The organism is Oerskovia sp. NPDC060287, from assembly GCF_042726775.1.
Lineage (GTDB): Bacteria > Actinomycetota > Actinomycetes > Actinomycetales > Cellulomonadaceae > Oerskovia > Oerskovia merdavium.
Genome location: NZ_JBHXBO010000031.1, coordinates 1 through 25,793 on the forward strand (window position 1 = coordinate 1; position 25,793 = coordinate 25,793).

Consider the following 25,793-nt stretch of genomic DNA (forward strand, 5'->3'; position numbering starts at 1 on the left):
CTGCTGGCAGCCCGTGCGTCGTCGTCTGTGGGCGGTCGGCCGCGCGGGCGCGACGAGCTCCTCGACAGGGCGCTCAGGGCTCTCGGCGCCGACCGGTCGTCTCGACCGCGGGCCGACGACGGTCCATAAGCCGAGATCGTCTACCGTGACGTTGTGACGACCCTCGCCATCCTGACCGCCGCCGGCTCCGGCACGCGCCTCGGTTTCGATCTCCCCAAAGCCCTGGTCCCGCTCCGTGGACTGCCCCTCGTGCTGCACGCCGCGCGCCGCCTCACCGCGTCGGGCGTGGTCGACGCGCTGGTCGTCACGGCACCGAACGGGCTCGTGTCCGCCATGTCGGACGTGCTCGAGCACGACCCGCACGTGAGCGTGCCCGTCGTGGTCGTCGCGGGTGGCGCCACGCGCCAGTCCTCCGTGGCGGCCGGGTTGTCCCGTGCACGCGCGGACGTCGACGTGGTCGTCGTGCACGACGCCGCGCGCCCGCTCGCCCCGGCAGCCATGATCCGACGCATCGTCGAGACCGTGCGCGAGGGGCACCAGGCGGTCATCCCGGGCCTCCCGGTCGTCGACACGATCAAGCTCGTCGCACCCAGGGACCCTCAGAGAGCTCTCCCGGACGGGGTGGACCGGGTCGCCTCGACCCCCGAGCGCACCCTGCTGCGCGCGGTCCAGACTCCTCAGGCGTTCGACCGCGCCCTGCTGGTGCGCGCGCACGCCGCGGGAGCGGCACGAGCACGCACCGAGGCCACGGCGGCGACCGACGACGCGAGCCTGGTCGAGGCGCTCGGCGAGGAGGTCTTCGTGGTGCCAGGACACGAGCTCGCGATGAAGGTCACGACGGCGCGCGACTTCTACTACATCGAGAAGCTCCTCACGGAGGAGGTCCGATGATCCTGCCGCGCACCGGGATCGGGACCGACGTGCACGCGTTCGCGCCCGAGGGGCAGGACCGCGACCTGTGGCTCGCGGGGCTGCACTGGCCGGGCGAGCGCGGCCTCGCCGGGCACTCCGACGCCGACGTCGCGGCGCACGCGGCCGCCGATGCGCTCTTCTCGGCGTCCGGCCTGGGCGACCTCGGCTCGAACTTCGGGACGAGCGCGCCCGAGTGGGCCGGGGCGAGCGGGGCGTCGTTGCTCGCCGAGGCCGCGCGGCGTGTCCGCGCCGCGGGGTTCGAGATCGGGAACGTCGCGGTCCAGGTGATCGGCAACCGTCCCCGCCTCGGGCCGCGCCGTGCCGAGGGGGAGGCCGTGCTGAGCGCGGCCGCCGGCGCTCCCGTGACCGTCACGGCGACCACGACCGACGGTCTGGGGCTCACGGGGCGCGGCGAGGGTGTGGCCGCGATCGCCACGGCGCTGGTCGTCTCGACCTCGGACTGACGCGCGACGCGGCGGACGCCTGCGTCGTCGGGGGCGCGGGGGAGGTGCGTCCTGGGCCGTGCGGGCGGGTCCGGGGCCAGGACCCCCGGTGCCCGCCCGCGCGGCCCAGGACGGGTCGGGTCAGGCTGTCGGGAGCCAGATGCGCATGGTCGACGGGCCGCGGTTCGCCCAGTCGTGGTAAGGCGTCAGGACGACGTCGAACGGATCGTCCGCTCGGCCGGGGCCGTCGCCCGTGCCGCCCGGAGCCGCCCCCGGGCTCTCCGGGTAGGGCCACGCGGCGTCCGCCGGTGCCGACCTCCAGCCGGTCGCGACCACGTGCCCACCCTGCTCGCGCAGGGGGGAGGACGGGTCGACCACGAGAGCGGCGACGTCGTCGACGGTCTGGTCGAGCGACTCGGCGCACAGCACCTCGGGCCCGCGCTCGACCGCGACGCAGCCGCGCACGGCGTCGATCCTGTCGTCGGCCGTCACGACGCGGGGCGACACGTCGAGCTCGAGGAGCACCTCGTCGCCCGCCCGGAAGGCCCGCCGGACCTCGGCCGTGCCAGGCTCGACGCTCCAGGTCTCACCACCCGAGGACAGCCTGGCCGAGGTCGACCACGCCGGGACCCGTACCCGCAGGGACAGCTCGCGGCCGGTGTCCCGCAGCACGCGGAAGGTCACGGCCCCCGAGTCGGGGAAGTCGGTGTGCACGTCGACCTCGACGGGCGTCCCGTCCGGCAGAGCCGTGCGGATCTCGGCGTCGGCGTACTGGTGCACCTGGAGGCCGTCCTCGTCGACGGTCGCGAAGTACGTGGCGAGGCTCGCGAACGTGCGTGCGACGTTGGGCGGGCAGCACGAGACCTCGAACCAGGGGGCCCGGAGCGAGGAGGAGGCGCGCGCGCTCGCGACGTCGACCGGTGGTACGACGCCCGGCACCCGCTGGTGCAGGGTGTTCGTGTAGTAGAACGACGTGCCGTCGTGGGCCGGTGACGTCGCGACGACGTTGAAGAGCGTGCGCTCGACCAGGTCGGCGTAGCGCGCCTCGCCCGTGGCGAGCAGGAGGCGCCAGCTCGTCATGATCGAGCCGATCCCGGCACAGGTCTCGGCGTACGCACGGTCGGGCGGCAGGACGAAGTCCTCGCCGAACGCCTCGTCCTGGTGGTGGGAGCCCTGGCCGCCCGTGATGTAGGTGCGCCGAGCGACGGTGTTCTCCCACTGGGTCGCGACCGCGCGCAGGAGGTCGTGGTCACCCGCGTCGGCGGCGACGTCGAGGGCACCCGCCGCGAGGTAGTTGGCGCGCACGGCGTGCCCCCGGAAGACGGTCGCCTCGCGGACGGGCTGGTCGTCCTGGAAGTAGGAGCGACCGAACTCGATGTCGCGCAGCGTGCCGTTCCCGTGCCGCTCGACGAACAGCGCCGCCTGGTCGAGGTAGCGTCGCTCACCCGTGACGCGGGACAGCTCGGCGAGCGCGACCTCGATCTCGGCGTGCCCGCAGATCCCCTGGTTGCCCTGGGGCCCGAAGGTCGCGCACACGTGGTCGGCGGCACGCCGGGCCACCTCGACCAGGAGCTGGTCGCCTCCCGTGCGGGCCCGGGCCACCGCGGCCTGGATCAGGTGGCCGTAGCAGTAGAGCTCGTGCCCCCACTCGAGGTCCGAGTAGCGCGCCCCCTGGCCGGGACGTCCGAACATCGTCGACAGGTAGCCGTCGGGCTCCTGCACGGCGGCCACACGCCGGACGATCGCGTCGAACCGGGCGTCGAGCTCGTCGTCGGGCCTCCTGCCCAGCTCCCAGGCCATGGCCTCGAGGAGCTTGTACACCTCGGAGTCGGAGAACTCGCGGCCCCGGCGGGCTGCGGGAAGGCGACCCTCGACCGCGGCGTCGAAGTTGCCCAGCCAGCCCTCCTTCTCGAGCCAGTGCTCGATGTGGGTCAGGGTCGCGACGCGGTTCGTCTCCTGACGGTCGGCCCAGAAGCCGCCCGTGATCCGGACTTCGTCGAGCCCGAGCGGGCGCAGGACCGACGAGACGGGGACGACCGGTCGGCCGCCGGTCGACCGGCTGGTGGTGGTGGTCACGGATTTCCTCCGGTGAGGTCGATGCCCACGAGGATGGGCGAGGTGATGGGTGGGGCGGGACGGCGCGGGACGACCGGAGGTCAGCCCTTGAGGGCGCCCGACATGAAGCCCTGGACGTAGTGGCGCTGCAGCAGCAGGAAGAGGACGACGCACGGCAGGGCCAGGACGACCACGCCCGCCTCGGTGGCCCCGTAGTCGACGATGCCCATGATCTGCTGACGCATGTTGGCCACGGCCAGCGGCAGCGGGAGCTTCGACGAGTCGGAGATGAGGATCAGCGGCGCGATGAAGTCGTTCCAGGCTGCGAGGAACGCGAAGAGGCCGACCGTGATGAGCCCGGGCTTGACCGCGGGCAGCAGGACCCGGCGCAGGGCTCCGAACGACGTGCACCCGTCGACCAGGGCGGCCTCCTCCATCTCGGTGGGGACGGACTCGAACGAGATCCGCATCATGAAGGTCGCGAACGGGAGCTGGAACATGGTCAGGACCAGCGCGAGGCCCAGGAGCGAGTTCTGCAGGTGCAGGGCGTTCAGGAGGACGTACAGCGGGATCAGCAGGGTCGCGTAGGGCACCATCAGGATCCCGAGCGTCAGCATGAACAGGATGTTCTTGCCGGGGAACGCGAAGCGGGCGAACGCGTACCCGCCGAGGAGCGAGGTCACGAGGGTGAACAGGACCGTCAGGCCGGAGACGACGACCGAGTTCAGGAGGTACTGCCCGATCCCGGCCTGGTAGCCCGCGAGGGTCACGTAGTTGCCGAAACCCCAGCCGTCGGTCTGGGCGCTGCCCGCCTGGGGCGAGACCGAGGCGACCCCGGCCCAGATGAGCGGGAAGAGGAAGATCAGGGCGAGGCCGCCCGTGAACACGTAGTACGGGGTCCGCAGGGCGAGCCCCCCGAGCGTCGTGGTCGGGGCCGCGCGTCCCACCATCCGCCGACGGCGCCGAGCCGCAGGGGGTGCGGCCGGGGCGGACGACGGGACGGGAGCGGACGGGGTCTCGGTCGTGGTGGGCATGTCCGGGGTCCTCACTTCTCGTCCGTCTGGCGCATGCCGCGGAACTGCAGGGCGTTGATGACGATCAGGGCCAGGAGCACGAGGATCGACAGGGCGGCAGCACGGCCCAGGTCGTTCTGTCCCTGGAACGCCATGTTGTAGATGAGCTGGACGACCGTGATGGTGCTGTTGTCCGGGCCGCCCTTGGTCAGGATGTAGAACTGGTCGAACGCGAGCAGTGACCCCGTGACGCACATGATCGTGCAGAGCATGAGCGAGGGGCGCAGGAGCGGCAGGGTGATGCTCCGGAAGATCTGGAACGGCTTGGCACCGTCGATGCGCGCCGCCTCGTAGACCTCACCAGGGATGTTCTGCAGGCCCACCAGGAGCAGGAGCATGTAGAAGCCCGCGAAGCGCCACACGATGAGGAAGACGGTCGACCAGAGGGCGGCCGTGGGGGTGCCGAGGAACGAGATCGGCTCGTCGACCAGGCCGAGCTTCTCGAGGAAGGGGCTGATCGGGCCGGACTGCGGGGAGTAGAGCGCGTAGAACAGGAGCGAGGCCGAGGCCAGCCCGAGCGCGCTCGGGACGAGGAACGCCGTGCGCAAGAACCCCTTCCACCGGGTGCTCTCCTGGACCAGCAGCGCCATCCCGAGCCCGAGGCCCAGGAGGAGGACCGTCGCGATCACGGTGTACTTCAGCGTGAAGACGATCGAGGGCCAGAAGTACTTGTTGGCGACGACGTCCTGGAAGTTCTCGGGGAAGTTGGGCCCGCGGTTGCCCGCCAGCAGGGGCCAGTCGGAGACCGACATCTGCACGACCAGGAGGATCGGGACGATGAAGAAGAGGCCGACGAAGACGGCGGTGGGCATCGCGTAGAGCCAGCCCTGGGCTCCCCGGCCTCGCAGGGCGCTGCGTCGACTGCGGCGCCCGGCGGGGCGCGCCGCGGGCCTCGGGGTGCTCACGGGGGCCGTGGTGTGCGTGGTCACGGGAGTCCTCTCTGACTCGGGTGGACCGTGGTGGGTGCGACGGTCCGCACCCACCACGGTGCTCGTCCTGGGTGGACGGAGCTGGCTACTGGTCGAGGACGGCCGTGATCTCGTCGTTGTCGGCGTCGATGCTCTTCGCGTCGCCGAACACCGCTCCGCGCACGAGCGTCAGCCACGGGCTGTCGGGAGCGTTGAACGCCTGCTGGAAGTTGATCGCGACGGGCGTGCTGCCCTTGGCCGCGACCTCGTTGATGGTCACGAGGCGCGGGTCGACGGCCGCGTACTTGTTGTCGGCCAGGTCCGCGCGCGACACGACGTCGTTGTTCTTGGCCAGGACCTCGACCTGCGCGTCCTCGCTCGTGAGCCACGAGAGGAAGTTCCAGGCCGCGGCCTCGTTCTTCGAGTCCTTGGAGATGCCGATCCCGTCACCGCCCACGAACGTGGACTCCCCGCCGTCGGGTCCGGGGATCGGGGCGACGCCGACGTCGACGGTCTCGGCCGCGGTCGACAGCAGGGTCGCGGGGTACGGCATCACGCCGACCTTGCCCTCCTGGAAAGGACCGGTCCACGTCGCGCCGGTCTCGTCCTTGGTGCCGTTGCCGATCGCGCCGGAGTCGACCATGTCCTTGTAGACCGCGTAGACGTCCTTGGCGGTGTCGCTCGCGAGCAGCGACTCGGTGCCGTCCGCGCTCAGGACCTGGTCGCCGCCGGCCCAGACCGACGGGAACCACGTGAAGAGCGTGCACCCGCCGCAGTTGCCGCCGAAGTACGTGCCGGACACGCCGTCCTTGCCCAGCGCGCTGATGGCCTTGGCGTGCTCGCCGTACTCCTTGAGCGTCGTCGGCGGCTTCTCGGGGTCGAGCCCGGCCTCGCGGTAGAGGTCCTTGTTGTAGAACATGACCGAGAGGTCGAGGACGAACGGCAGGACGTACTCCTGGTCCTCGTACGTCCCGGCGTCGATGTGGCCCTGCGCGAGCTCGTCGGCGTAGGGGAGCCCGTCGATCCGGTCGGTGATGTCGGTGAACAGGCCCTGGGAGGTCCAGTTCGGGACGTAGACGATGTCCGCGGCGAAGAGGTCGGGGAGGCTGCTGCTGCCTGCCGCCGCGCCCACCTTGGCGACGTAGTCGTCGTTGGGCGTGATGGTCAGGGAGACCTGGTTCTCGTGGCTCGCGTTGTACGCGTCGACCAGGAGGGTGGCCTGCTTCTCCATCGGGGCGCGGGTCCACAGCGTGAGCTGGGTACCGTCGTCGACCCCCTCGGGCGAGTCGCTCGCGGCCGTGTCGCCGCCCGCCCCGCTGTCGCTGTCCTCGGCGGGCGAGCACGCCGCCAGGCTCGTGACCAGCATGCCGGCCGTGAGGAGGGCCGCCAGCGGGCGGACTGCGCGGATCGACTTCCGTGTGGTGCTCATTCGAGCCTCCAAGCTCTCTTCGTTGAGGGTGGTGCGGGGTGTTCGGGTGCTGCTCTGCACGTCCAGGGGTCCTGCACACGGCGACGAAACCGTTTCGGAAGCGCGTCACGATCATCTGGCGATCGAGATGCACCTGCCTCTACGGCGAGATCTTTTCGCTGAATGAGGCCACTAGGAGCAGGTTAGCGCTCACATCGCCTCTTGCGAAAGATGCCGAAAAGGTTTTCTGAGACTATTGCGGAGTCGGGGAGCCGTCAACCCGCTCAGGGGGTTACAGTTTCGTCACGACCTCCGGATCCATCAGGGACCGGGACATCTCGAGGGAGCAGGACGATGGTGCGCGAGGACGAAGGGGGATCCCCGCCGGTCGACAGGGCCAAGCGTTCTGTCACGCTGACCGACGTCGCACGGCTCGCAGGGGTCTCGGTGGCGACGGCCTCCAAGGCGCTCAACGGGCGCGACCAGGTCAAGGCCGAGACCAGGACGCGGGTCATGGAGGCCGCCGAGCGGCTCTCGTTCCAGCCGAACGCGCTCGCCCGCGGCCTCCTCGCGGGCAGGACGGGGACGGTGGGCCTGCTCACGAGCGACCTCGAAGGGCGCTTCGTCATCCCCATCCTCATGGGAGCCGAGGACGCGTTCGGCGCCGGTCGCGTCTCGGTCTTCCTGTGCGACGCGCGAGGCGACTCGATCCGCGAGCAGTACCACCTCCAGGCCCTGCTCTCGCGTCGTGTCGACGGGCTGATCGTCGTCGGGCGTCAGACCGACCCGCGTCAGTCCCTGGGGCAGCGGCTCCCCGTGCCGGTGGTCTACGCCTACGCGCCGTCCCAGGACGACGCGGACCTCTCGATCGTCCCCGACAACGTCGCGGGCGGCCGGGTCGCCGTCGAGCACCTGATCGCGTGCGGGCGTCGCCGCATCGCCCACGTCTCGGGCGACCCCACGTACGCCGCAGCCCAGGACCGGGCGGCCGGCACGGCAGCGGCGCTCTCGGCCGCGGGCCTCGAGCTCGCGGGTGACGGCGTGCTGTTCGGGGAGTGGTCGGAGCGATGGGGGCGGAGCGCCACGGCCATGCTCCTGGCCAAGGACCCGTCGATCGACGCGATCTTCGCGGCGAGCGACCAGATCGCCCGAGGCGTGCTCGACACCCTCCGTGAGCTCGGCCGCGACGTGCCGGGCGACGTCTCGGTCATCGGCTTCGACAACTGGGAGCAGTTCGCGCTCGGTGCGAGGCCCGAGCTCACGAGCGTCGACAACAACCTCGAGGTCCTGGGACGCTACGCCGCACAACGACTGTTCGCCGCGATCGACGGGCAGCGGGCGTCGGGCGTCGAGAAGCTCCCGTGCCGCCTCGTGCCGCGCGGATCGACCTCGCCCGTGGGCGCGCTCGGGGCCTAGGCGCGGCAGCCCGTCATCCGGCGGGCGTCACGACCAGGCTGTCGGTCACGGCGCGGGCCTGTGCTGCGCCGTCGGTGTCCTGCGTCGCGTACGACTCCGTGACGAACACGAACGCGGTCCCCGTCCCGGTCGCGACCTCGACGATCGTCTCGACCTGGGAGACCTCGACGCCGTCGACCGAGCGCGTGCCGCCGAACCGGTGGGCGGGGAACCCTGCGAGCTCGATCGGCCCGGGCTGCGTCGGGTCGACGGTCCAGTCGTCCGTCTGCGCCAGGTAGTCGGCGGCTGCGGCGGTCTGCTCGGCGAGCGTCGAGGTGCCGGGGGCCTCGGTCGTGACGACCACGTTGGCCGTGAACCCCGGGTCGCCGAACGGCTTCTCCGTCCGGACGACGAGGGGCGCGTCCTGCCCGGCACGGTCCCAGCCCGCGGGGACGGTCAGCGTGACCGAGACCCCGTCGTCCGTGATCTCGGCCGCGTGCGCGGTCGCGGTGGGCGGCGCCGCTTCCTGCGTGGCGCCGCCGCACCCCGCGAGCAGGGGCACGAGCAGCGCGCAGGCGGTGACGAGGAAGAGCGGGCGGTGCGAGCGGGCCACTGGTGTCCTTTCGGCCGAGACGTTCCTGACGGGAACCGATCCTCCCAGCCTGCCACGTCCAGGTCGTGGCCCGTCCTGTCCTCGCGGCTCCCACATGCGAATATGCGACATTGAAGGCATGGTGGACAGCAGCGGGCGACGTTCGTGCGCACCACCGAGGTCGGTCACGAAGGAGTTCGACGATGAGCCGCATGTCCATCGAGGAGCGCCGCGCACAGATCGTCGACGCGGCGATGTCGATCGCCATCCGTGAGGGTGTGGAGGCCGTCACGGTGCGCGGGGTCGCGGCCGAGGCCGGGATCTCGCTCGGGACGGTCCACTACTGCTTCGAGGACAAGGACGCGATGCTCCGGGCCATGGGCCACAGCGTCGCGCTCGTCGCCTCGGACCCGGTCCGCATGGCGCTGGACCCCACCCAGGACCTGTACACGATCGCGCACGCGGCCGCCGACGGGCTGTGGCAGGGACTCACCCCGCGCCGCCACATGCGGCTGCTGACGTTCGAGTTCGCGACCGCCGGGTCGCGCAACCGTGCGCTGCGCCCGGTCGCGCGGGCGCACCTCGAGCAGACGTGGGCCATGACGCAGGGAATCCTGGACCAGCTCTCGGAGATCGCGGGCATCACCTACTCGATGGACACGCCGTTCCTGGCGCGCATCGTCGCGGGGTACATCGACGGGATCGAGATCGCGTGGCTCGTCCAGCAGGACGACGAGGCGACGATCCGCAGCTTCCACGCGCTCGCGGACTACGTCCTGTCGCTCGTGGTGCACCCTGACGGGGCGGCGGACGCTGCGGGCCCAGCCGAGGCGTCCTAGCGGGCCCAGCAGCCTCGGCGGCCGCCGTCCGGTCCGCAGGTCGCTGTCGGTCCGCAGCAGGCCCGACGGCGCCGCTCACCCCGGGTGGTCCGCTCACCCGCGCGGGGCGCCGTCAGCGCAGCCCGAACACCTGGTCCGTGTACGGGTTCGCGAACACCCCGCCCGGGTCGGCCTGGGCGCGGACCCGACGGAAGTCCTCGAAGCGCGGGTAGCGCTCGGCGAGGTCCTCGGCGCCCAGGGTGTGGAGCTTGCCCCAGTGCGGTCGTCCGCCCACGCTCGCGACGATCTTCTCGACGCCCTCGAAGTAGCGTTCGTGCGGGAGCCGGAGGTACTGGTGGACCGCGACGTAGGCGCTCTCGCGTCTGTGGGCGGTGGAGAGCCACACGTCGTCGGCCGCGGCGAACCGGACCTCGACGGGGAACGGGACGTTCTCGCCCGAGGCCCTGACCCAGGCGTCGATGTCCTCGAGCACGTCCACGAGGGCGGCGCGAGGCACCGCGTACTCCATCTCGCGGAAGCGCACGCGCCGCGGCGAGACGAACACCTCGTGCGAGGGAGCGACGTAGGTACGGGGAGCCAGTGCGCGGGCGGAGAGCGCGTTGATGCGGGGCGTCGCGCGCGGCAGCGCCGTCGCGAGCCGGTTGACGACCTCGAACGCGCCGTTGGACAGCAGCTCCTCGTCGACCCAGGCGCGCGCCCGGGTCACGGCGTCCGGCCGCTCGCCGCGGGCCGCGTGCAGGGAGGCTGCGGCCTCGTCGTCGGGCGCCAGGCGGTCGTTGCGCTTGGTGAGCGCGCGGCGCGTGTGCGGGAACCAGTAGAACTCGAAGTGGTCGTGCGCGTTCTCGAGGCCCTCGGCGTCCGTGCCGCCCCCGCGGCCGCCCGAGGCCGTGCTGAGCTCCTCGAGGACCCGGTCGAGCGGCCAGGGCTCCTCCTGGGCGCGCAGGTGGAACGCCGGGACGACGTCGAGCGTCACGGCAGCGAGCACACCCGTCGAGCCGAGGCCCAGACGGCTCGCCTCGAACAGGTCCGGGTTCTGCTCGGGCGTGGCCTCGGTGACCGAGCCGTCGGCCCCGACCACGCGCACCCCGCGGACCTGGGTCGCGAGCCCGCCGAGCGAGGCCCCCGTGCCGTGCGTGCCCGTCGAGATCGCGCCCGCGATCGACTGACGGTCGATGTCGCCGAGGTTGCGCATCGCGAGCCCCGCCGACGCCAGGACCTGGTTGAGCCGGTGCAGGCGGATGCCTGCCCCCACGGTCACGCGCGCGCCGGTCTCCGTGCGCGTCACGTCCTCGACCGTCTGCAGGTGGTCGAGGCTCAGCAGGAGACCGTCGGTGACCGCGGCTCCCGTGAACGAGTGCCCGGCGCCGACCGCACGGACGTGCAGGCCGTCATCGGCCGCTCTGCGCACGGTCCGCGCGAGCTCGTCGGTGTCCCGCGGGGCAGCGCGGCGCAGGGGATCAGCGGTCTGGTTTCGCGCCCAGTTCGTCCATGAACCGGGAGCCTGCTGGCTCGTCACACCCGGCACTATCTCACGAAGGGTAGGTTTCCTACCATGACGTCGACGCCCGTGCAGAGCAGCACGCAGGACCCGTCCGCCCGGTCCCTCGAGGACGGTGTGACCGGTAGGTCCCGATCATCCGCTCCGTCCGCGGAGACGCGCACCCTGGGCGAGCGGCTGTCGGCCGCGACCGAGCGCGTCCCCGGCCCTGTCGCCGTCGTCGACCTCGACGTGTTCGACGCCAACGCGCGCGAGCTCCTGGCCCGGGCCGGGGGAGTGCCCGTGCGCCTCGCGTCCAAGTCGGTTCGCGTGCGCTCGCTCGTCGAGCGCGCCGGCCGGCTCGGCTTCGCGGGGATCATGGCGTACTCGCTGGCCGAGGCGCTGTGGCTCGTCGAGCAGGGCGCGCGCGACGTGCTGGTCGCGTACCCGACGGTCGACCGCCGGGCGCTCGCGGAGCTCGCCGCGGACCCGGCCGCACGCCGGGAGATCACCCTCATGGTCGACGACGTCGCGCAGGTCGCGCTCGTGGCGACCGCGCTCGCGGGGCACCGGGGAGCGGACGCGGCGGAGCGCGCGGCCGGTGACGCGGGCGAGGTGGACACCCCGCCCGTCCTGCTGTGCCTCGACATCGACGCCTCGCTGCGGTTGGGGGTCGGACCCTTCACGGTCCACCTCGGGACCCGCCGCTCGCCCGTCCACACCCCCGCGGAGGCCGCGGCGCTCGCGCGCGCGATCGCGACCCTGCCCGGGCTGCGCGTGCGCGGCCTGATGTTCTACGAGGCGCAGGTCGCGGGGCTGCCCGACACGAGCCCCGCGGTGCGGCTCGTCAAGAAGGCCTCGGTCGCCGACCTGTCCACACGCCGGGGCGAGGTCATCGCAGCCGTGCGCGACGCCGTCGGGCACGAGCTCGAGCTCGTGAACTCCGGGGGGACCGGCTCGCTCGAGACGTCCGCCGCAGACCCCGTCGTGACCGAGGTGACGTCCGGCTCGGGCCTGTTCGTGCCCGGCCTGTTCGACGGGTACCGCTCGTTCGTGCCGCACCCCTCGGCGTACTTCGGGCTCGACGTCGTGCGCGTCCCCGCGCCCGGCTACGCGACCGCGTTCGCGGGCGGGTACGTGGCCTCGGGGCCTGCCGGGGCCGCGCGCGTGCCACGCGTCGTCGAGCCCGGGTGGCGGCTCACGTCGTCCGAGGGCGTCGGGGAGGTCCAGACCCCCCTGCACGTCGCCCGAGGGCACCGCGACGCGCGTGAGCTCGCGGTGGGCGACCGCGTCTGGTTCCGGCACGCCAAGGCGGGCGAGCTGATGGAGCGCTTCGACCGCGTGCAGCTCGTGCGAGGCGACCAGGTCGTCGAGGAGGTCCCCACCTACCGGGGCGAGGGCAAGAACTTCGGGTAGCGCCGCCGTCGGGCCCGCGTCCCACCTGCTGAGAAGGTGGCGACCTGCGGGAATACGCGCGGGCGCCGCGCGATTGAGCACGGCATGACGAGCCTTCCCGACGCCGCCAAGGCGCTCCTCGACGCCCCCGAGTTCGCCACCGTCGCCACGCTCGAGGCGGACGGCAGCCCGCAGACCTCGGTCGTGTGGATCGCGCGCGACGGCGAGGACGTCGTGTTCTCGACGATCCACGGACGCCGCAAGACCGACAACCTGCGCCGCGACCCCCGCCTGAGCGTGCTCGTCTACCCGCGCGACGCCCCGTACCAGTACCTCGAGGTGCGCGGCGAGGCCGCGATCGAGGAGGACCCCTCGGCCTCGCTCATCCACGCGCTCGCCCAGAAGTACACGGGTGCCGAGCGCTACACGGGTGACGACGGCACGGACAACCGTCGCGTGGTCGTGCGCGTGACCCCGACCAAGGTCCACTGGCGCGACTGACCGCTGCCCCGTACCGCTGCGCCGTCCCGCGGCTGCCGCGACGACGGCCCCCCGGGACGACGACCTCCGGGCGACGACCGTCCCGAGAGACCCGCCCGCACGGGTGAAGACGCGCACCGGTACCCCGCCCCCGACGGGGCGGGTTCTGCCGGGAGGGGTGCACCCCGGTAACCTTGCGGGCGTGAGCCTTCGACTGTTCGACACCGCGACGCGGGACGTGCGCGACTTCATCCCCCAGAACCAGGGTGAGGTCGGCATCTACCTGTGTGGGGCGACGGTCCAGTCGGCGCCGCACATCGGGCACATGCGCTCGGCCGTCGCGTTCGACGTCCTGGTTCGCTGGCTGCGCCGCACGGGCTCGCGCGTGACCCTCATCCGCAACGTCACGGACATCGACGACAAGATCCTCGCCAAGTCCGTCGACGCGGGCGAGCCCTGGTGGGCGTGGGCCGCGATCAACGAGCGCGCCTTCACCGCGGCCTACGACGCGCTGGGCGTGACCCCGCCCACCTACGAGCCCCGCGCCACGGGGCACGTCCCGGACATGGTCGAGCTCATGCAGCGCCTCGTCGACTCGGGGCACGCCTACACGACCGGCCCCGGCGACGTGTGGTTCGACGTCCGCTCCTGGGCGGACTACGGCTCGCTCACCAACCAGCGCCTCGAGGACCTCGCCCCCGCCCCTGCGGACCCGGCCGAGGACTCCCTCAAGCGCGACCCCCGCGACTTCGCGCTCTGGAAGGCCCCCAAGCCCGGCGAACCCGCCACGGCCTCGTGGGACACCCCGTTCGGGCGCGGACGGCCCGGCTGGCACCTCGAGTGCTCGGCCATGGCCCACCGGTACCTGGGGAGCACGTTCGACATCCACGGCGGCGGCCTGGACCTACGGTTCCCGCACCACGAGAACGAGCAGGCGCAGTCCCGCGCGGCCGGCGACGGGTTCGCCCAGTACTGGCTGCACTCGGCCTGGGTCACCCAGGGCGGCGCCAAGATGAGCAAGTCGCTCGGCAACGGGCTGCTCGTCCGCGAGGTGCTCTCCACGACCAGCCCGGCCGTGCTGCGCTACGCGCTCGCCGCGGTCCAGTACCGCTCGATGCTCGAGTGGACCCAGGACACCGTGACCGAGGCCGAGGCCACGTGGGAGCGGCTCAGCGGGTTCGTCCAGCGTGCGAGCGAGCGCGTGGGCGAGGTGGACGTCGCCGACGTGCGCGAGGCCGAGCTCCCGACCGCGTTCGTGACGGCCATGGACGACGACCTCAACGTGCCCGCCGCGCTCGCCGTGGTCCACGAGCACCTGCGGGCGGGCAACTCCGCGCTCGCGGACCGCTCGCCGGCCGCCGACGCGGTCGCCCGTCACCACCTCGTCTCGCTCCGCGCGATGCTCGACGTGCTGGGGCTGGACCCCGCGGGCGAGCAGTGGGCCGACGCCGGGGACACCCGGTATCGCCACGCGCTCGACGCGGTCGTCACCGCCGAGCTCGACGCCCGCGCCCAGGCACGGGCGGCACGCGACTTCGCCACCTCCGACGCGATCCGGGACCGCCTCGCGGCCGCCGGGGTCGTCGTGGAGGACTCCAGCGACGGGGCCCGCTGGTCCCTCGCTGCACGCCAGGGCACCTGACCAGGGGCCCTGGCCCGACGGCCGGACGGCGCCCACCGGGGCGCAGGGTCCGCCACCGACAACTTCACTCACTCACATCGACCGACGGGGCAGACCCATGGCTGGAAACTCACAACGACGCGGCGCGACCCGCAGCAGCAACAAGAAGGGCGCCGTCGCCGGCACGGGCGGCAAGAACCGTCGCTCGCTCGAGGGCCGCGGCCCGACGCCCAAGGCCGAGGACCGCACCTACCACAAGGCGCACAAGGCCAAGGTCGCTTCCGAGCGCCGCGAGGCCACCTCGACGGGGCCTCGCGCGCACGACGCCAAGAGCGCGGCCCGTGGCGGGCGTCCGAGCGGTCGCACGCCCTCGCGCACGACCCGTTCGAGCAGCGCCAACGAGGTCGTCAACGGCCGGAACGCGGTGCTCGAGGCCCTCCGTGCCTACATCCCGGTCTCCGCGGTCTACATCGCGACGCGCCTCGAGGCCGACGACCGCACCAAGGAGATCCTGAACATCGCCTCCGGGCGCGGGTACAACCTCCTCGAGGTCACCAAGGCCGAGCTCGACCGCATGACCGACGGCTCGGTCCACCAGGGCGTCGCGATCCAGGTCCCGCCCTACGACTACGCCGACCCCGAGGACCTCCTCGACCGTGCGCACGAGGCGGGCGAGCCGCCGCTCATCGTCGCGCTCGACGGCGTGACCGACCCGCGCAACCTCGGCGCCGTCCTGCGGTCCGCGGGCGCGTTCGGTGCGCACGGAGTCCTGGTGCCCGAACGCCGGGCGGCCGGCGTCACGGCCTCGGCCTGGAAGGTGTCCGCCGGTGCCGCGGCGCGCGTGCCCGTGGCCCGTGCGACCAACCTCGTGCGCACCCTCACCGAGTACAAGGCCGCAGGCTGCTTCATCGTCGGGCTCGACGGCGGCGGCCCGGTCGCCGTGGGCGAGCTCGCGTTCGGCAAGGACCCGCTCGTGCTCGTCGTCGGATCCGAGGGCAAGGGCCTCTCACGCCTCGTGCGCGAGACGTGCGACGTCGTCGCCTCGATCCCGATCCTCTCGGACGTCGAGTCGCTCAACGCGGGCGTCGCGGCCGGCATCTCGCTCTACGAGGTCGCGCGCCTGCGCGCCGCCGAGGACTGAGCCTCCGCACCACGCCGCCCCAGGGCGCCCCGCAGACCGCCACCAGGCGGCGCGCGGGGCGCCCTGCGCGCTTCCGGGGCTCTTCGTGGCCCGGGACGCCGGGCCTGGGCCCGGAAGTGCGGCGCGGGTCCGCGCTCCGCGGGTGCGCCCCGTGGACTCCCGGGGCATGCTCGCGACATGGACCCTCGCCCCGTGCATCGGCACTACCGGGTGCTGCTCCTCGTCCTGACGTTCTCGACGGGCATCATCGACGGCATCTGCTACCTGGCGCTCGACCAGGTCTTCACGGCCAACATGACCGGCAACGTGCTCATCCTCGGGATGGGGCTGGCCGGCGGGCAGGACGTCCCCACCGCGGGCCCGCTCGTCGCGCTCCTGGCCTACGTCGCAGGGGCTGCGGTCGCCGGCTACGCGTTCCGCAACCATCCGGCCGGCTGGCACCGGACGACCACCGGGTTGTTCGCGGGCGTCGGCGTGGGGGTGCTCGCCGCCTCGGTCGTGGCGTACGTGGTGGGCGAACCCCGGGGGTGGCGCCTGCTCGTGGTCGTCGCGGTGCTCGGCGTCTCGATGGGGGTGCAGGCCGCGACGGCGCGGCACCTGTCCGTCAAGGACCTCACGACGACCGTGGTCACCTCGACCCTGACGGGGCTGGCCGCCGACTACTTCCAGGACAGCCACGGCCGCGAGGCGTGGGTCCGGCGCGTCTCGGCCGTCCTGGCGCTCGGCGCGGGGGCCGCGACCGGGGCGCTCGTGCTGCGCGCAGGGCTCGAGGTGGCCCTCGTGGTGCCGGGGGTCATCGCGCTCGGTGCAGCCCTCGTGGGCGAGCGCTACCGGCGCCAGGACGTCGGGGCAGCACGGGCGGCCCGCCCCTTGCCGTCCGGGTCCTGACCGTCGCGGCGCTGGACCCCGGAGCCCGGCGCGCCGGGTCCCGCCCAGGGAACCTCACTCCTGCTGGTCGACCTCGCCCGGCGCCAGGCCCAGGATCGCCTTCTCGTCGGGCCGGTGCCGGAGCACGTTCTCCACGTACGACGCCGTGGCCTCGGGCATGGGGATGTCGCGCCCGGCCTTCTCGGAGATGAACCAGCGGTGGTCGAGGATCTCGTGGAAGAGCTGCGCGGGCTGCAGCTTGCGCCGCAGGTCGCGCGGCACGGCCTGGATCGTGGGCTCGAACACGCCGCTGAGCCAGTCGTGCGCGACGAACTCCTCGTCGTCGTTCTGCCGCTCGGCCGCCGCCCGGTAGGAGTCGAGGTCGTTGAGGAGCCGGCGCGCCTGGTTCTCCTGGACGTCGAGCCCCGTGAGCCGGATGAGGCGGCGCGAGTGGTGCCCGGCGTCGACGACCTTGGGCTGGATCTGGACCGTGGTCCCGTCGATGTCGGTCGTGATGTCGAGCTCGCCGACGTCGAACCCCAGGTTGTTGAGGCGTTCGATGCGGGCCGCGACACGCCACCGCTCGTCGGACGCGAACGACTCGGCGTTCGTCAGGGCGTCCCAGAGCTCGTTGTACCGCGCGACGAGCGCGTCGCCCACGAGGATCTCGTCGATGTCCTCGTCGAGCAGCTCACCCGCGGAGAGGTCCATGAGCTCGCCGATGATGTTGGTCCGGGCGAGGTCCACGTCGTAGCTGCGCTGGCCCGGGCTCAGCTCGCGGTGCAGGTCACCCGTCTCCGCGTCGACGAGGTAGGCCGCGAAGGTCTCGGCGTCGCGTCGGAAGAGCGTGTTGGACAGCGACACGTCGCCCCAGTAGAAGCCGATGAGGTGCAGGCGCACGAGCAGCACGGCGAGGGCGTCGATGAGCCGGGTCGCGGTGTCCGGCTGGAGTGCCTGGCTGAAGAGCGCGCGGTAGGGCAGCGAGAACTGCAGGTGCTCGGTGATGAGCACGGCCTCGAGGCGCTCGCCGTTCGCGTCCGAGCGGCCCGTGATGACCCCCACGGGCACGACGCTCGGCACGTCCATGCGGCTGAGCTGGCGCAGGAGCTCGTACTCGCGGTACGCGACGGACTCGCCGATCTCCTTGATCGCGATGACGCGCCCGGACATGCGCACGAAGCGCACGATGTGGCGGGAGATACCGCGGGGGAGGGCTGCGAGGACTTCGTCCGGCCACTGCTCGAGCGGGATGTCCCAGGGGAGGTCGAGCAGGGCTGGGTCGGGGGCTGACGCGGTGATCTGCAGGTTCTGCACCATGACAGGTCCTTTCTCCGCGGTGGCCGGTCGCGCGGGGTGGCTCGACGGACTGCGGTGCGCGCCGTGCGGCAGGTCGCCGCGGGTCCGCACCCGACGTCGGTCACGACTGCGGACGTTCCGCAGCCACGGGGAAGGATATGCGAAAGGGGCGGACCCGGCACACAGCCGAGCCCGCCCCCGTGTCGCTAGAGGTCAGCTGAGACGCAGGCCCGTCGCGGTCGAGAAGATGTGCGTGTTGCCCGGGCGGATCGCCACGTGGATGCGCTCGCCCTTGGCGGGAACGTTGCGCGGGTCGACGCGGACGATGATCTGGTTGTCACCAGCACCCGAGTGGACGTCGGCGCTGGCCAGGTCACCCTTGAGGGTGCCGTAGACGAACGCGTCGGAGCCGAGCTCCTCGACGATGTTGACCTCGACGGCGAACGCGTTCTCGTTCGCCTGCGTGGTGACCTCGAGGGACTCGGGGCGGAAGCCGACCGTGACCTTGCCCTTGTCCGCCTCGGTGATCTTGGCGACGACCTCGCGGTCGAGCGGGATGCGCGCCGCGCCGACCTCGGCAGCACCGTTGTTCACGGTGAAGGTCGCGAGGTTCATGGCCGGCGAACCGATGAAGCCGGCGACGAAGACGTTGGCCGGGGTGTCGTACATGTCGCGCGGCGTGCCGACCTGCTGCAGGAGGCCGTCCTTGAGGACCGCGATGCGGTCACCCATGGTGAGGGCCTCGGTCTGGTCGTGCGTGACGTAGACGGTCGTGACGCCGAGGCGGCGCTGGAGCGACGCGATCTGCGTACGGGTCTGGACACGGAGCTTGGCGTCGAGGTTCGACAGCGGCTCGTCCATGAGGAAGACCTGCGGCTGGCGGACGATCGCGCGGCCCATGGCCACACGCTGGCGCTGACCACCCGAGAGGGCCTTGGGCTTGCGGTCCAGGTACTCGGACAGGTCGAGGATCTTCGCAGCCTCCTCGACGCGCTGGCGGATGTCCGCCTTGGGCGTGCCGGCGATCTTCAGCGCGAAGCCCATGTTGTCCGCGACGGACATGTGCGGGTACAGCGCGTAGTTCTGGAACACCATCGCGATGTCGCGGTCCTTGGGCTGCACGTCGGTGACGTCGCGGTCACCGATGAAGATGTGCCCGCCGTTGACGTCCTCGAGGCCCGCGAGCATGCGGAGCGAGGTCGACTTGCCACAACCCGAGGGGCCGACGAGGACGAGGAACTCGCCGTCCTCGATGTGCAGGTTGAGCTGGTCCACCGCAGGGCGCTCGGTCCCCGGGTAGAGCCGCGTTGCGTGGTCGAAAGTGACCGTAGCCATGATGGGTACATCCCTCCACCGGCAGGTACGTGCCGGACGATCCGTTGTGTAGTGACGTGCCGCGCTTTCACGTGGTGCGTGTCTGCTGTGACACAGAAGAAGCCGAACCTCCAGGAACTCCGGTCTCCCGGGGGACCTGGTGGTCCGACGTCATCGTTGCTCGGCATCCTACCCCCGCATGCTGAGTTCTCCGTCACACCCGGGTCACGTGCGGGTAACGGTCCTCAGGCGCCCAGCAGGTCGGCGAGCACCGTGAGCGCGAGGGCCGCCTCGTCGGGGTCGGCGACGCGCCGGCGTGCGAGCGTCTCTCCCGGACCGACCTTGATCCCGAGGTCGGACGCGCCGAGCACGGCGAACGCCCTCTCGTCGGTCACGTCGTCGCCCAGGTAGAGCACCGCGGGCGAGCCCAGCGCGGTGCGCAACGCATCGAGCGCGATGCCCTTCGAGGTGCTCGTGACCGCGATCTCGACCACGTTCTTGCCCGTCATGGCGTGCGCGCCCAGCTCGTCGCCGAGCCGTGCGGCGGCGACCGCGGCCTCGTCGGCCGCGGGCCGGGGCGACAGCCGGGTGTGCAGCACGGCCGCCGAGGGCTTGTGCTCGACCCACGCTCCCTCGACGGGGTCCGCGATCTCCTCGAGGCCCTGCGTGACGTGGGCCAGGAGGGCCGTCTGGGCGTCGTCGAGCGCGACGGGCACGAGGCGGACCCGGGCGGTCGTCCCGTCGGCTCGGACCTGGCTGTGCGCGCCCGGCGCCTCGGCGTCCGGTGAGGAGGCCAGCACCTCGCCCGTCTCGGCGCCGTGGCTGCCGACGAGCAGCGCGCCCACGGGCGGCGAGGCCAGGCGCGCGAGGTCCTCGATCCGTCGACCCGACACGAGCGCGACCCGCACGCGGTCCGGGCCGAGCGCCGCGAGCCGCGCGAGCGCCGCGGCCGCGGCCGCGGTGGGGCGCGACGCGAGAGGGTCGTCGCCCAGGGGGGCGAGCACCCCGTCGAAGTCGCTCGCCACGAGCAGGGGGCCGCCCGCCGGCGCGCCGCCGTCGGGCGTGCGGGGGACGAGCGCCGCGAGCGCGGCGAGGTCGCGTCCGAGCCCGTCGTCGAGCGAGGTCACGGGGCCCGACGCCGTCACGCGCCCTCTCCCTCGACCGGCTCCTGGCGTCGGGGCGTGTCGCGCGACGGCATGGCCTGCAGCACGCCCAGGAAGGACTCGGACCACTTCGAGACGTCGTCCGCGAGGACGCGTCGACGCAGGCGGCGCATCCGCTTGCGCTGCTCGCGCGGGTCCATGTGGGCCGCCGCGACGATGATGTCCTTCATGCCGTCGATGTCGTGCGGGTTGACGAGCAGAGCACCGCTCGCGAGCTCGTCGGCCGCGCCCGTGAACTCGGACAGCACGAGCACGCCCTGGTCGTCCGAGCGGGCCGCGATGTACTCCTTGGCGACGAGGTTCATGCCGTCGCGCAGCGAGGTCACGAGCATGACGTCGGCTGCGAGGTAGAGCGCGGCCATCTCCTCGGGCGGGTAGGAGTGGTGCAGGTAGTGGATCGCGGCGTGGCCGATCTCGGCGTACTCGCCGTTGATGCGCCCCACGAGGCCCTCGACCTGCTCGCGCAGCTCCTGGTAGGCGCCCACGTTCTCGCGGCTGGGGCTCGCGACCTGGACCAGCGTGACGTGCTCGACGTCGATGCGCCCGTCCTGGAGGATCTCGCCGTAGGCCTTGATCCGGTGGCGGATGCCCTTGGTGTAGTCGAGCCGGTCGACCCCGAGCATCATGACCTCGGGGTCCCCCAGGTCGGCGCGGATCTCGCGCGAGCGGGCCTGGACCTCGGGGGTCCGGGCGAGCTCGTCGAACGTGCGGGAGTCGATCGAGATGGGGAAGGCCGCGGCGCGCACGTGGCGGGCGGGGCTGTCCTCGGTCGCGGGGGTCGTGACGATCGGTCCGCGGGTCGTGTACCCGGTCAGGCGGCGCACGGCGCGGATGAAGTTCGACGCGTCGCCCGCGCGCTGGAAGCCGATGAGGTCCGCACCCAGGAGCCCGTCGATGACCTGGCGGCGCCACGGGAGCTGCTGGAACAGCTCGAGCGGGGGGAAGGGGATGTGGTTGAAGAAGCCGATGCGCAGGTCGGGTCGCTGCTCGCGCAGCATCCGGGGCACGAGCTGGAGCTGGTAGTCGTGCACCCAGACGGTCGCACCGTGGTCGGCCTGTGCGGCTGCGGCGTCGGCGAAGCGCTGGTTGACGCGCCGGTAGGCGTCCCACCACTGCCGGTGGAACGCGGGAGGAGCGATCACGTCGTGGTAGAGCGGCCACAGCGTGTCGTTCGAGAAGCCCTCGTAGTAGCGCTCGATCTCGGTGGCCGACAGCGTCACGGGCACCAGGCGCATGTCGTCCGCGTCGAAGGGCTCGACCTCGAGGTCAGGCGCGCCGGACCAGCCCACCCAGGCGCCGTCCGACTTCTGCATGACCGGCTCGAGAGCCGTGACGAGTCCTCCCGGAGAGCGCTTCCAGTCGACGCGTCCCTCGTGGTCGACCGTGAAGTCGACCGGGAGCCGGTTGGACACCACGACGAGGTCGTAGCCGTCTTTGCCAGTCAATGGAGATCTCCTTGATATTCGGTTGGACGTCCGTGAATCTCCACCCAGGTTATCTGTGCCGCGTCTCACCTGCTCACGGGAGAGCAGGGCGCGGACGCGAATTGTCGATACCTTGACACCATGGAGGAGCCCAGCAGCAGATCTGTCGACCCGGCGCGGAGCAGCGGCACCGCGCGCCGTGGCGGGCTGCCGGCGGGCAGCGAGGTCGGGGGCTACCGCATCCTCGCGCGGCTCGGCGCCGGCGCGATGGGGGCGGTCTACGAGGCCGAGGACGGCGGCGGGAACCTCGTCGCGATGAAGTTCCTGCACGCGCACCTCGACGTCGACGCCCAGGGCCGCGACCGCCTGCGCCGCGAGGCCGTCGCGCTCCAGCGGCTGCGGCACCCCGCCGTCGCGCAGATCCTCGACGTCGAGCTCGACGGCTCGGACGCCTTCATCGTGACCGAGCTCGTCGACGGCCCGAACCTCGAGGAGGAGATCGCGACGGGCGGCCCGCTCGACGCACGCGACCTGTTCGAGCTCGCGGACCAGCTCGCCGAGGCCCTCGAGGCGGTCCACAGCGCGGGCGTGGTGCACCGCGACCTCAAGCCGAGCAACGTCCTGGTGACCCAGAACGGCCCGGTCCTCATCGACTTCGGGATCGCGCACGGGCTCGACGAGGCCCGCGCGACCTCGACCGGCCTGGTCATGGGCACGCCCGGGTACCTCGCCCCCGAGCTGCTCGAAGGGGCGGCGCCGAGCGCGAACAGCGACTGGTGGGGATGGTCGGCCGTGCTCGCCTTCGCCGCAACGGGCCGCCCGCCGTTCGGCATGCGTCCGGTCGAGGCGGTCCTGGCGCGCGCACGGACGGGCGAGGCGGACCTCGCGGGACTGGGGCCCCGCACTGCGGCCGCGCTCGCGGCGGCGCTCCGGGCAGATCCGGCGCAGCGCCTGGGGCCGTCGGAGGTCGCGGAGGTCCTGCGGCGTGCCGCGGACGAGGGCGACGGCCCGACGGCGCCCCCCGCCACGGGAGCGACCGCGATCGTCCCGCCCACCTTCAGCGGGCAGGGGGTCGGCGCCGGAGGTGCCGTGGCGGCGACCCTCGCCGCCGCGGGCGGTGCCGCGGCTGCCACGCCGGCCGGGGTGGCAGCGACGAAGGTCGTGGGCGCCGGGGCCGGGGCCGGGGCCGGCGCCGGTGCGGGGGCCGCGGCCACCGTGGCGCTCCCCGCGTCGGCCGTCGACGTCATGCCGACCAGCGTGGTGTCGGCGACCCGTTCGGCGGTCCCGGTCCCCGGCGCTCCCTCGATCCCGCCGCTCGCAGCGACCCAGGTCATCGCCAACGACGGCCGGACCGTCGCGATGCCCGCAGTCCCGCCGGGTGCGCCTGCGCCTGCGCCGCCTCCCTCGGTGGCCCCGCGCGTCTCCCCGGTGCAGCTCCAGGGCCCCGTTCCTGCCGCAGCTCCGGGACGCGTCCCGGTCCCTCCGCCCGGACACGGTGCGGCCCCGTCCGTGCCGACGCCCTACCCGCCGCAGCCGAGCCCGCCTGCCGGCCCACCCGCCGCGGCCCCCGGGCGTGACCTGCTGCTCGACGCCTTCGGCCAGCCCGTCACGGAAGCGCCCGGCAGCTCCTACGCGCGCCCGTCCCACCGGCAGCGGTCCGGGACCCTGCTCGCGCTCGGGCTCCCGCTCGTGCTCCTCGCCGGGCGCAGCCCCGGGGTCGCGTTCGTGCTCCTGTGCCTGCTCGTGGTCGCCGCCCGCGTCGTGGGCGTGGCCGCCGACTCGTTCCACGCGCACCGCGAGCGCAAGGGCGTCCAGCGCAGCGACGGCGTCCGGGTCGCGGTCGCCGTCCCCTGGTACGCGCTGCGGGCGGCCGTCGGAGCACTGCCGTCGCTCCTCGTCGCGCTGTGCGGCGGGCTGCTCGTCGCGGTCGGGGCGTGGTGGCTGCTCGCGCCCGGGATGGTCGTCCTCGCACCCCAGCAGACGGTCGAGGCGCGGTCGGCGGGCGGCATGAACGAGGACTGGGTCTTCACCGTGGTGCTGTGCCTCGCGATGGCGGTGGCGGTGCTCCTCGCCTGGTTCGGCCCACTCTCCGCGCTGACGCGGTTCGGGGCGCGCACGACCCTCGTGCACGTCGCACCGGGACGGGTGGGGGCGATCGTCCTCGTCGTGGTGGGGCTCGCGCTCGCGGCCATCGCGCTCTTCTCGCTCGGGAACGGGGCTCCCGTCGAGTGGGCGCCGTTCCCGGGTCCACCCCCGAGCATCTGATCCCGCAGCCTCACCGGAAACTCCCAGGCTGTCCGAGTACCCTGATCCCGTGACCAGGACGTCCGCACCGGGCGCACCACACGGTGCGTCGCCCGGATCGCCCCCGAACGAGACCGCGCCAGGCGCTGCGGTCCGTACGGTCGTGCGCGCGCAGTCCGTCCGCGCGAGCTCCGCAGAAGCCTCGGTCCGCCGGTTCTCGACCGTGACCTCGCTCGTCGTCGCCGGGTTCCTGCTCGTCGTCGGAACCCTGTCCCTCCTCGCGGACCGCGGCTTCAGCGTCGTCCACCAGTGCCTGCCCGCCCCGGGAGGCTGGGGCGTCGCCGGTATCCACCTGGCCCTCCTGCGAGAGACCGCCGAGTGCCCGGCCGGGACCGCCGCCCTGGGGGGAGACCCCACGCGGGTCGTCACGGTCGTCGGGGTGCTGGCCCTGCCCGTGCTGCTCGCGCACCTCGCGCTCCTGGTCGCGGGCTGCGGCCTCGCCGCCGTCGCGCTGCGCGTCCGTGACCGGCTCGTAGGCGTCCTGCGCCCCCGGAACCTCGCTGTGCTGCTGCACCGCCCGCTCGCCCCTGTCGCCGACGCGTGCCGCCAGGTCGTCCGCTCGGCCACCAAGGTCCTGCACCATCTGGCGCTCGCCGCGGTGCGGTCGCTGCGGGGGCCACCGGCGGCTCTCGCGGCCGCCTGACGACTCGCCACCCGACTCGTCACCGCCGCGCGACCGGTGCCACCCGCACCCCGGCGCGCGCGGCACGGCCGCCTTCACGCGACCTGCGCGGCCCCTTCCGGGACACCGCGCCCCGAACGACTTCCAAGGACTCTCATGTCGACGAACGAATCCCGTCAGACCAAGGCCGACCGCCGCGACGCGGCCCGAGCCGAGGCCCTCGCGCTGCGCGAGGCACAGGCCAAGCGCGACAAGCGCAACCGAGCGATCACGATCGGCGCCCTCGTGGGCGGCCTCGCGGTCCTCATCGGCGCCTTCCTCTGGGTGTTCATCCCCGCGATGAACCAGAAGGAGGCTCGCGTCACCGAGCCGCTCACCGGAGTCACCGCGCCCGGCACGGCGAGCGACACGGCCGGCATCTCCATCGGGGCGGACGGTGTGGCCGGCACCAGCACCGACGGCGCGGTCGACGTCGGCGTGTACTTCGACTACATGTGCCCCATCTGCGGGCAGTTCGAGGAGATCAACGGCGCCTCGCTCGACCAGCTGCGCGAGGCCGGCGACGTGAACGTCGTGCTGCACCCCGTGGCGATCCTCGACCGCATGGCGAACGCCCAGCAGTTCTCGACGCGCTCGGCCGCTGCCGCCGCCTACATCGCCGAGCACGCTCCCGAGCAGCTCAACGCGTTCAACTCGGCGATGTTCGTCAACCAGCCCGAGGAGAACAAGGAGACGCTGACCGACCAGCAGATCGCCGAGATCGCCAAGAGCGTGGGCGTCCCGGCCGACGTGGCCGACAAGATCGCCGCGGGCGACGCGGTCGACCAGTTCGGCGACTGGGTCGAGGGCGCGACGAACCTGGCGACCCAGAACCCGGACCTCGCCAACCCGCAGAGCGGTGGGTTCGGCACGCCGACCATCACGATCAACGGTGAGCGCTGGGACGGGAACTGGAGCGACCCGACCGCTCTCTCCGCTGCGGTCGAGGCGGCCAAGGGCTGACCCCCTTTCGGTGCCGAGCATGCGGTTGCCGTCGTTCCCGGGCGGGGAACGCACGACAACCG

22 protein-coding genes are annotated in these 25,793 nt (G+C 72.7%); 12 read left to right on the forward strand and 10 right to left on the reverse strand.

Going from position 1 to position 25,793, the window contains the following annotated elements:
- The first annotated feature begins 153 nt into the window (after positions 1–153).
- Both ispD and ispF read left to right on the forward strand, forming a co-directional pair.
- Positions 154–891 carry a 2-C-methyl-D-erythritol 4-phosphate cytidylyltransferase gene (ispD, locus tag ACFWFR_RS04665; RefSeq protein WP_191802053.1) on the forward strand — a complete coding sequence of 246 codons (738 nt, stop codon included), beginning with the start codon at positions 154–156 and terminating at the stop codon, positions 889–891.
- A complete protein-coding gene (gene ispF, locus ACFWFR_RS04670; RefSeq protein WP_377621507.1) occupies positions 888–1,376 on the forward strand; it encodes a 2-C-methyl-D-erythritol 2,4-cyclodiphosphate synthase in 489 nt (162 codons plus the stop codon). Before ispD ends, ispF begins: the two co-directional genes overlap by 4 nt.
- Positions 1,377–1,496: 120 nt before the next feature.
- On the opposite strand, the gene ACFWFR_RS04675 is transcribed toward ispF, so the two are convergent.
- The 4 genes from ACFWFR_RS04675 to ACFWFR_RS04690 form a co-directional block, all read right to left on the reverse strand.
- Positions 1,497–3,431 carry a glycoside hydrolase family 127 protein gene (locus tag ACFWFR_RS04675; RefSeq protein WP_377621509.1) on the reverse strand — a complete coding sequence of 645 codons (1,935 nt, stop codon included), beginning with the start codon at positions 3,429–3,431 and terminating at the stop codon, positions 1,497–1,499.
- A gap of 80 nt (positions 3,432–3,511) precedes the next feature.
- Positions 3,512–4,444, reverse strand: coding sequence for a carbohydrate ABC transporter permease (locus tag ACFWFR_RS04680; protein ID WP_377619463.1), 933 nt, complete (start codon positions 4,442–4,444; stop codon positions 3,512–3,514).
- A gap of 11 nt (positions 4,445–4,455) precedes the next feature.
- The gene (locus ACFWFR_RS04685) at positions 4,456–5,412 is read right to left on the reverse strand and encodes a sugar ABC transporter permease (protein WP_318244415.1); all 957 of its coding nucleotides are present in this window, start codon (positions 5,410–5,412) and stop codon (positions 4,456–4,458) included.
- Positions 5,413–5,497: 85 nt separating this feature from the next.
- Positions 5,498–6,820 carry an extracellular solute-binding protein gene (locus ACFWFR_RS04690; protein ID WP_377619465.1) on the reverse strand — a complete coding sequence of 441 codons (1,323 nt, stop codon included), beginning with the start codon at positions 6,818–6,820 and terminating at the stop codon, positions 5,498–5,500.
- 333 nt (positions 6,821–7,153) lie between these two features.
- On the opposite strand from ACFWFR_RS04690, the gene ACFWFR_RS04695 reads away from it, so the two are divergent.
- On the forward strand, positions 7,154–8,215 hold the full coding sequence (locus tag ACFWFR_RS04695; protein ID WP_191802047.1) for a LacI family DNA-binding transcriptional regulator: 1,062 nt from the start codon (positions 7,154–7,156) through the stop codon (positions 8,213–8,215).
- Positions 8,216–8,228: 13 nt separating this feature from the next.
- Here ACFWFR_RS04695 and ACFWFR_RS04700 read toward each other — a convergent pair whose 3' ends face one another.
- Positions 8,229–8,807: a hypothetical protein gene (locus tag ACFWFR_RS04700; protein WP_377621511.1), complete on the reverse strand. Its 579-nt coding sequence runs from the start codon at positions 8,805–8,807 to the stop codon at positions 8,229–8,231.
- Between the two features lie 182 nt (positions 8,808–8,989).
- On the opposite strand from ACFWFR_RS04700, the gene ACFWFR_RS04705 reads away from it, so the two are divergent.
- The gene (locus ACFWFR_RS04705; protein WP_377619469.1) at positions 8,990–9,625 is read left to right on the forward strand and encodes a TetR/AcrR family transcriptional regulator; all 636 of its coding nucleotides are present in this window, start codon (positions 8,990–8,992) and stop codon (positions 9,623–9,625) included.
- Between the two features lie 112 nt (positions 9,626–9,737).
- Here the strand turns inward: ACFWFR_RS04705 and ACFWFR_RS04710 are convergent, their stop codons facing one another.
- Complete coding sequence (locus ACFWFR_RS04710) at positions 9,738–11,141, reverse strand: D-arabinono-1,4-lactone oxidase (protein ID WP_377621513.1); 1,404 nt, start codon at positions 11,139–11,141, stop codon at positions 9,738–9,740.
- A 36-nt stretch (positions 11,142–11,177) separates the two neighbouring features.
- Here ACFWFR_RS04710 and ACFWFR_RS04715 point away from each other — a divergent pair, with 36 nt between their 5' ends.
- The 5 genes from ACFWFR_RS04715 to ACFWFR_RS04735 all read left to right on the forward strand — a co-directional run bounded on the left by ACFWFR_RS04715 (position 11,178) and on the right by ACFWFR_RS04735 (position 16,627).
- Positions 11,178–12,518, forward strand: a complete 1,341-nt coding sequence (locus ACFWFR_RS04715) for an amino acid deaminase/aldolase (protein ID WP_377621515.1) — start codon at positions 11,178–11,180, stop codon at positions 12,516–12,518.
- Between the two features lie 84 nt (positions 12,519–12,602).
- Positions 12,603–12,998, forward strand: coding sequence for a PPOX class F420-dependent oxidoreductase (locus tag ACFWFR_RS04720; RefSeq protein WP_191802037.1), 396 nt, complete (start codon positions 12,603–12,605; stop codon positions 12,996–12,998).
- A 181-nt stretch (positions 12,999–13,179) separates the two neighbouring features.
- On the forward strand, positions 13,180–14,619 hold the full coding sequence (gene cysS / locus ACFWFR_RS04725) for a cysteine--tRNA ligase (RefSeq protein ID WP_191802034.1): 1,440 nt from the start codon (positions 13,180–13,182) through the stop codon (positions 14,617–14,619).
- A 97-nt stretch (positions 14,620–14,716) separates the two neighbouring features.
- Entirely contained in the window at positions 14,717–15,739 is a 1,023-nt protein-coding gene (gene rlmB / locus ACFWFR_RS04730; RefSeq protein ID WP_377621518.1) for a 23S rRNA (guanosine(2251)-2'-O)-methyltransferase RlmB, read from the forward strand.
- A 177-nt stretch (positions 15,740–15,916) separates the two neighbouring features.
- Positions 15,917–16,627 (forward strand): YoaK family protein, encoded by a 711-nt coding sequence (locus ACFWFR_RS04735; protein WP_377621520.1) that lies wholly within the window; start codon positions 15,917–15,919, stop codon positions 16,625–16,627.
- Between the two features lie 54 nt (positions 16,628–16,681).
- Here ACFWFR_RS04735 and ACFWFR_RS04740 read toward each other — a convergent pair whose 3' ends face one another.
- The 4 genes from ACFWFR_RS04740 to otsA form a co-directional block, all read right to left on the reverse strand.
- Complete coding sequence (locus tag ACFWFR_RS04740) at positions 16,682–17,923, reverse strand: DUF4032 domain-containing protein (protein WP_056645273.1); 1,242 nt, start codon at positions 17,921–17,923, stop codon at positions 16,682–16,684.
- 192 nt (positions 17,924–18,115) lie between these two features.
- Positions 18,116–19,237 (reverse strand): ABC transporter ATP-binding protein, encoded by a 1,122-nt coding sequence (locus tag ACFWFR_RS04745; protein WP_056645275.1) that lies wholly within the window; start codon positions 19,235–19,237, stop codon positions 18,116–18,118.
- Between the two features lie 224 nt (positions 19,238–19,461).
- A complete protein-coding gene (locus tag ACFWFR_RS04750) occupies positions 19,462–20,361 on the reverse strand; it encodes a trehalose-phosphatase (RefSeq protein ID WP_377621522.1) in 900 nt (299 codons plus the stop codon).
- Positions 20,358–21,824, reverse strand: coding sequence for an alpha,alpha-trehalose-phosphate synthase (UDP-forming) (gene otsA, locus ACFWFR_RS04755; protein WP_377621524.1), 1,467 nt, complete (start codon positions 21,822–21,824; stop codon positions 20,358–20,360). The genes ACFWFR_RS04750 and otsA overlap by 4 nt, the downstream gene beginning before the upstream one ends.
- 120 nt (positions 21,825–21,944) lie before the next feature.
- On the opposite strand from otsA, the gene ACFWFR_RS04760 reads away from it, so the two are divergent.
- The 3 genes from ACFWFR_RS04760 to ACFWFR_RS04770 all read left to right on the forward strand — a co-directional run bounded on the left by ACFWFR_RS04760 (position 21,945) and on the right by ACFWFR_RS04770 (position 25,731).
- Complete coding sequence (locus ACFWFR_RS04760; RefSeq protein ID WP_377621526.1) at positions 21,945–24,068, forward strand: protein kinase; 2,124 nt, start codon at positions 21,945–21,947, stop codon at positions 24,066–24,068.
- A 49-nt stretch (positions 24,069–24,117) separates the two neighbouring features.
- Positions 24,118–24,750: a hypothetical protein gene (locus tag ACFWFR_RS04765; RefSeq protein WP_377621527.1), complete on the forward strand. Its 633-nt coding sequence runs from the start codon at positions 24,118–24,120 to the stop codon at positions 24,748–24,750.
- Positions 24,751–24,885: 135 nt separating this feature from the next.
- The gene (locus ACFWFR_RS04770) at positions 24,886–25,731 is read left to right on the forward strand and encodes a DsbA family protein (protein WP_191802026.1); all 846 of its coding nucleotides are present in this window, start codon (positions 24,886–24,888) and stop codon (positions 25,729–25,731) included.
- Positions 25,732–25,793 lie beyond the last annotated feature (62 nt).

Bases quoted from the DNA above. Each gene is read 5' to 3' on its own strand.
- ispF (WP_377621507.1), top strand. From the start codon at position 888: ATGATCCTGCCGCGCACCGGGATCGGGACCGACGTGCACGCGTTCGCG.
- ACFWFR_RS04680 (WP_377619463.1), bottom strand. From the start codon at position 4,444: ATGCCCACCACGACCGAGACCCCGTCCGCTCCCGTCCCGTCGTCCGCC.
- ACFWFR_RS04690 (WP_377619465.1), bottom strand. From the start codon at position 6,820: ATGAGCACCACACGGAAGTCGATCCGCGCAGTCCGCCCGCTGGCGGCC.
- ACFWFR_RS04695 (WP_191802047.1), top strand. From the start codon at position 7,154: ATGGTGCGCGAGGACGAAGGGGGATCCCCGCCGGTCGACAGGGCCAAG.
- ACFWFR_RS04705 (WP_377619469.1), top strand. From the start codon at position 8,990: ATGAGCCGCATGTCCATCGAGGAGCGCCGCGCACAGATCGTCGACGCG.
- ACFWFR_RS04715 (WP_377621515.1), top strand. From the start codon at position 11,178: ATGACGTCGACGCCCGTGCAGAGCAGCACGCAGGACCCGTCCGCCCGG.
- ACFWFR_RS04720 (WP_191802037.1), top strand. From the start codon at position 12,603: ATGACGAGCCTTCCCGACGCCGCCAAGGCGCTCCTCGACGCCCCCGAG.
- rlmB (WP_377621518.1), top strand. From the start codon at position 14,717: ATGGCTGGAAACTCACAACGACGCGGCGCGACCCGCAGCAGCAACAAG.
- ACFWFR_RS04735 (WP_377621520.1), top strand. From the start codon at position 15,917: ATGGACCCTCGCCCCGTGCATCGGCACTACCGGGTGCTGCTCCTCGTC.
- ACFWFR_RS04740 (WP_056645273.1), bottom strand. From the start codon at position 17,923: ATGGTGCAGAACCTGCAGATCACCGCGTCAGCCCCCGACCCAGCCCTG.
- ACFWFR_RS04745 (WP_056645275.1), bottom strand. From the start codon at position 19,237: ATGGCTACGGTCACTTTCGACCACGCAACGCGGCTCTACCCGGGGACC.
- ACFWFR_RS04760 (WP_377621526.1), top strand. From the start codon at position 21,945: ATGGAGGAGCCCAGCAGCAGATCTGTCGACCCGGCGCGGAGCAGCGGC.
- ACFWFR_RS04770 (WP_191802026.1), top strand. From the start codon at position 24,886: ATGTCGACGAACGAATCCCGTCAGACCAAGGCCGACCGCCGCGACGCG.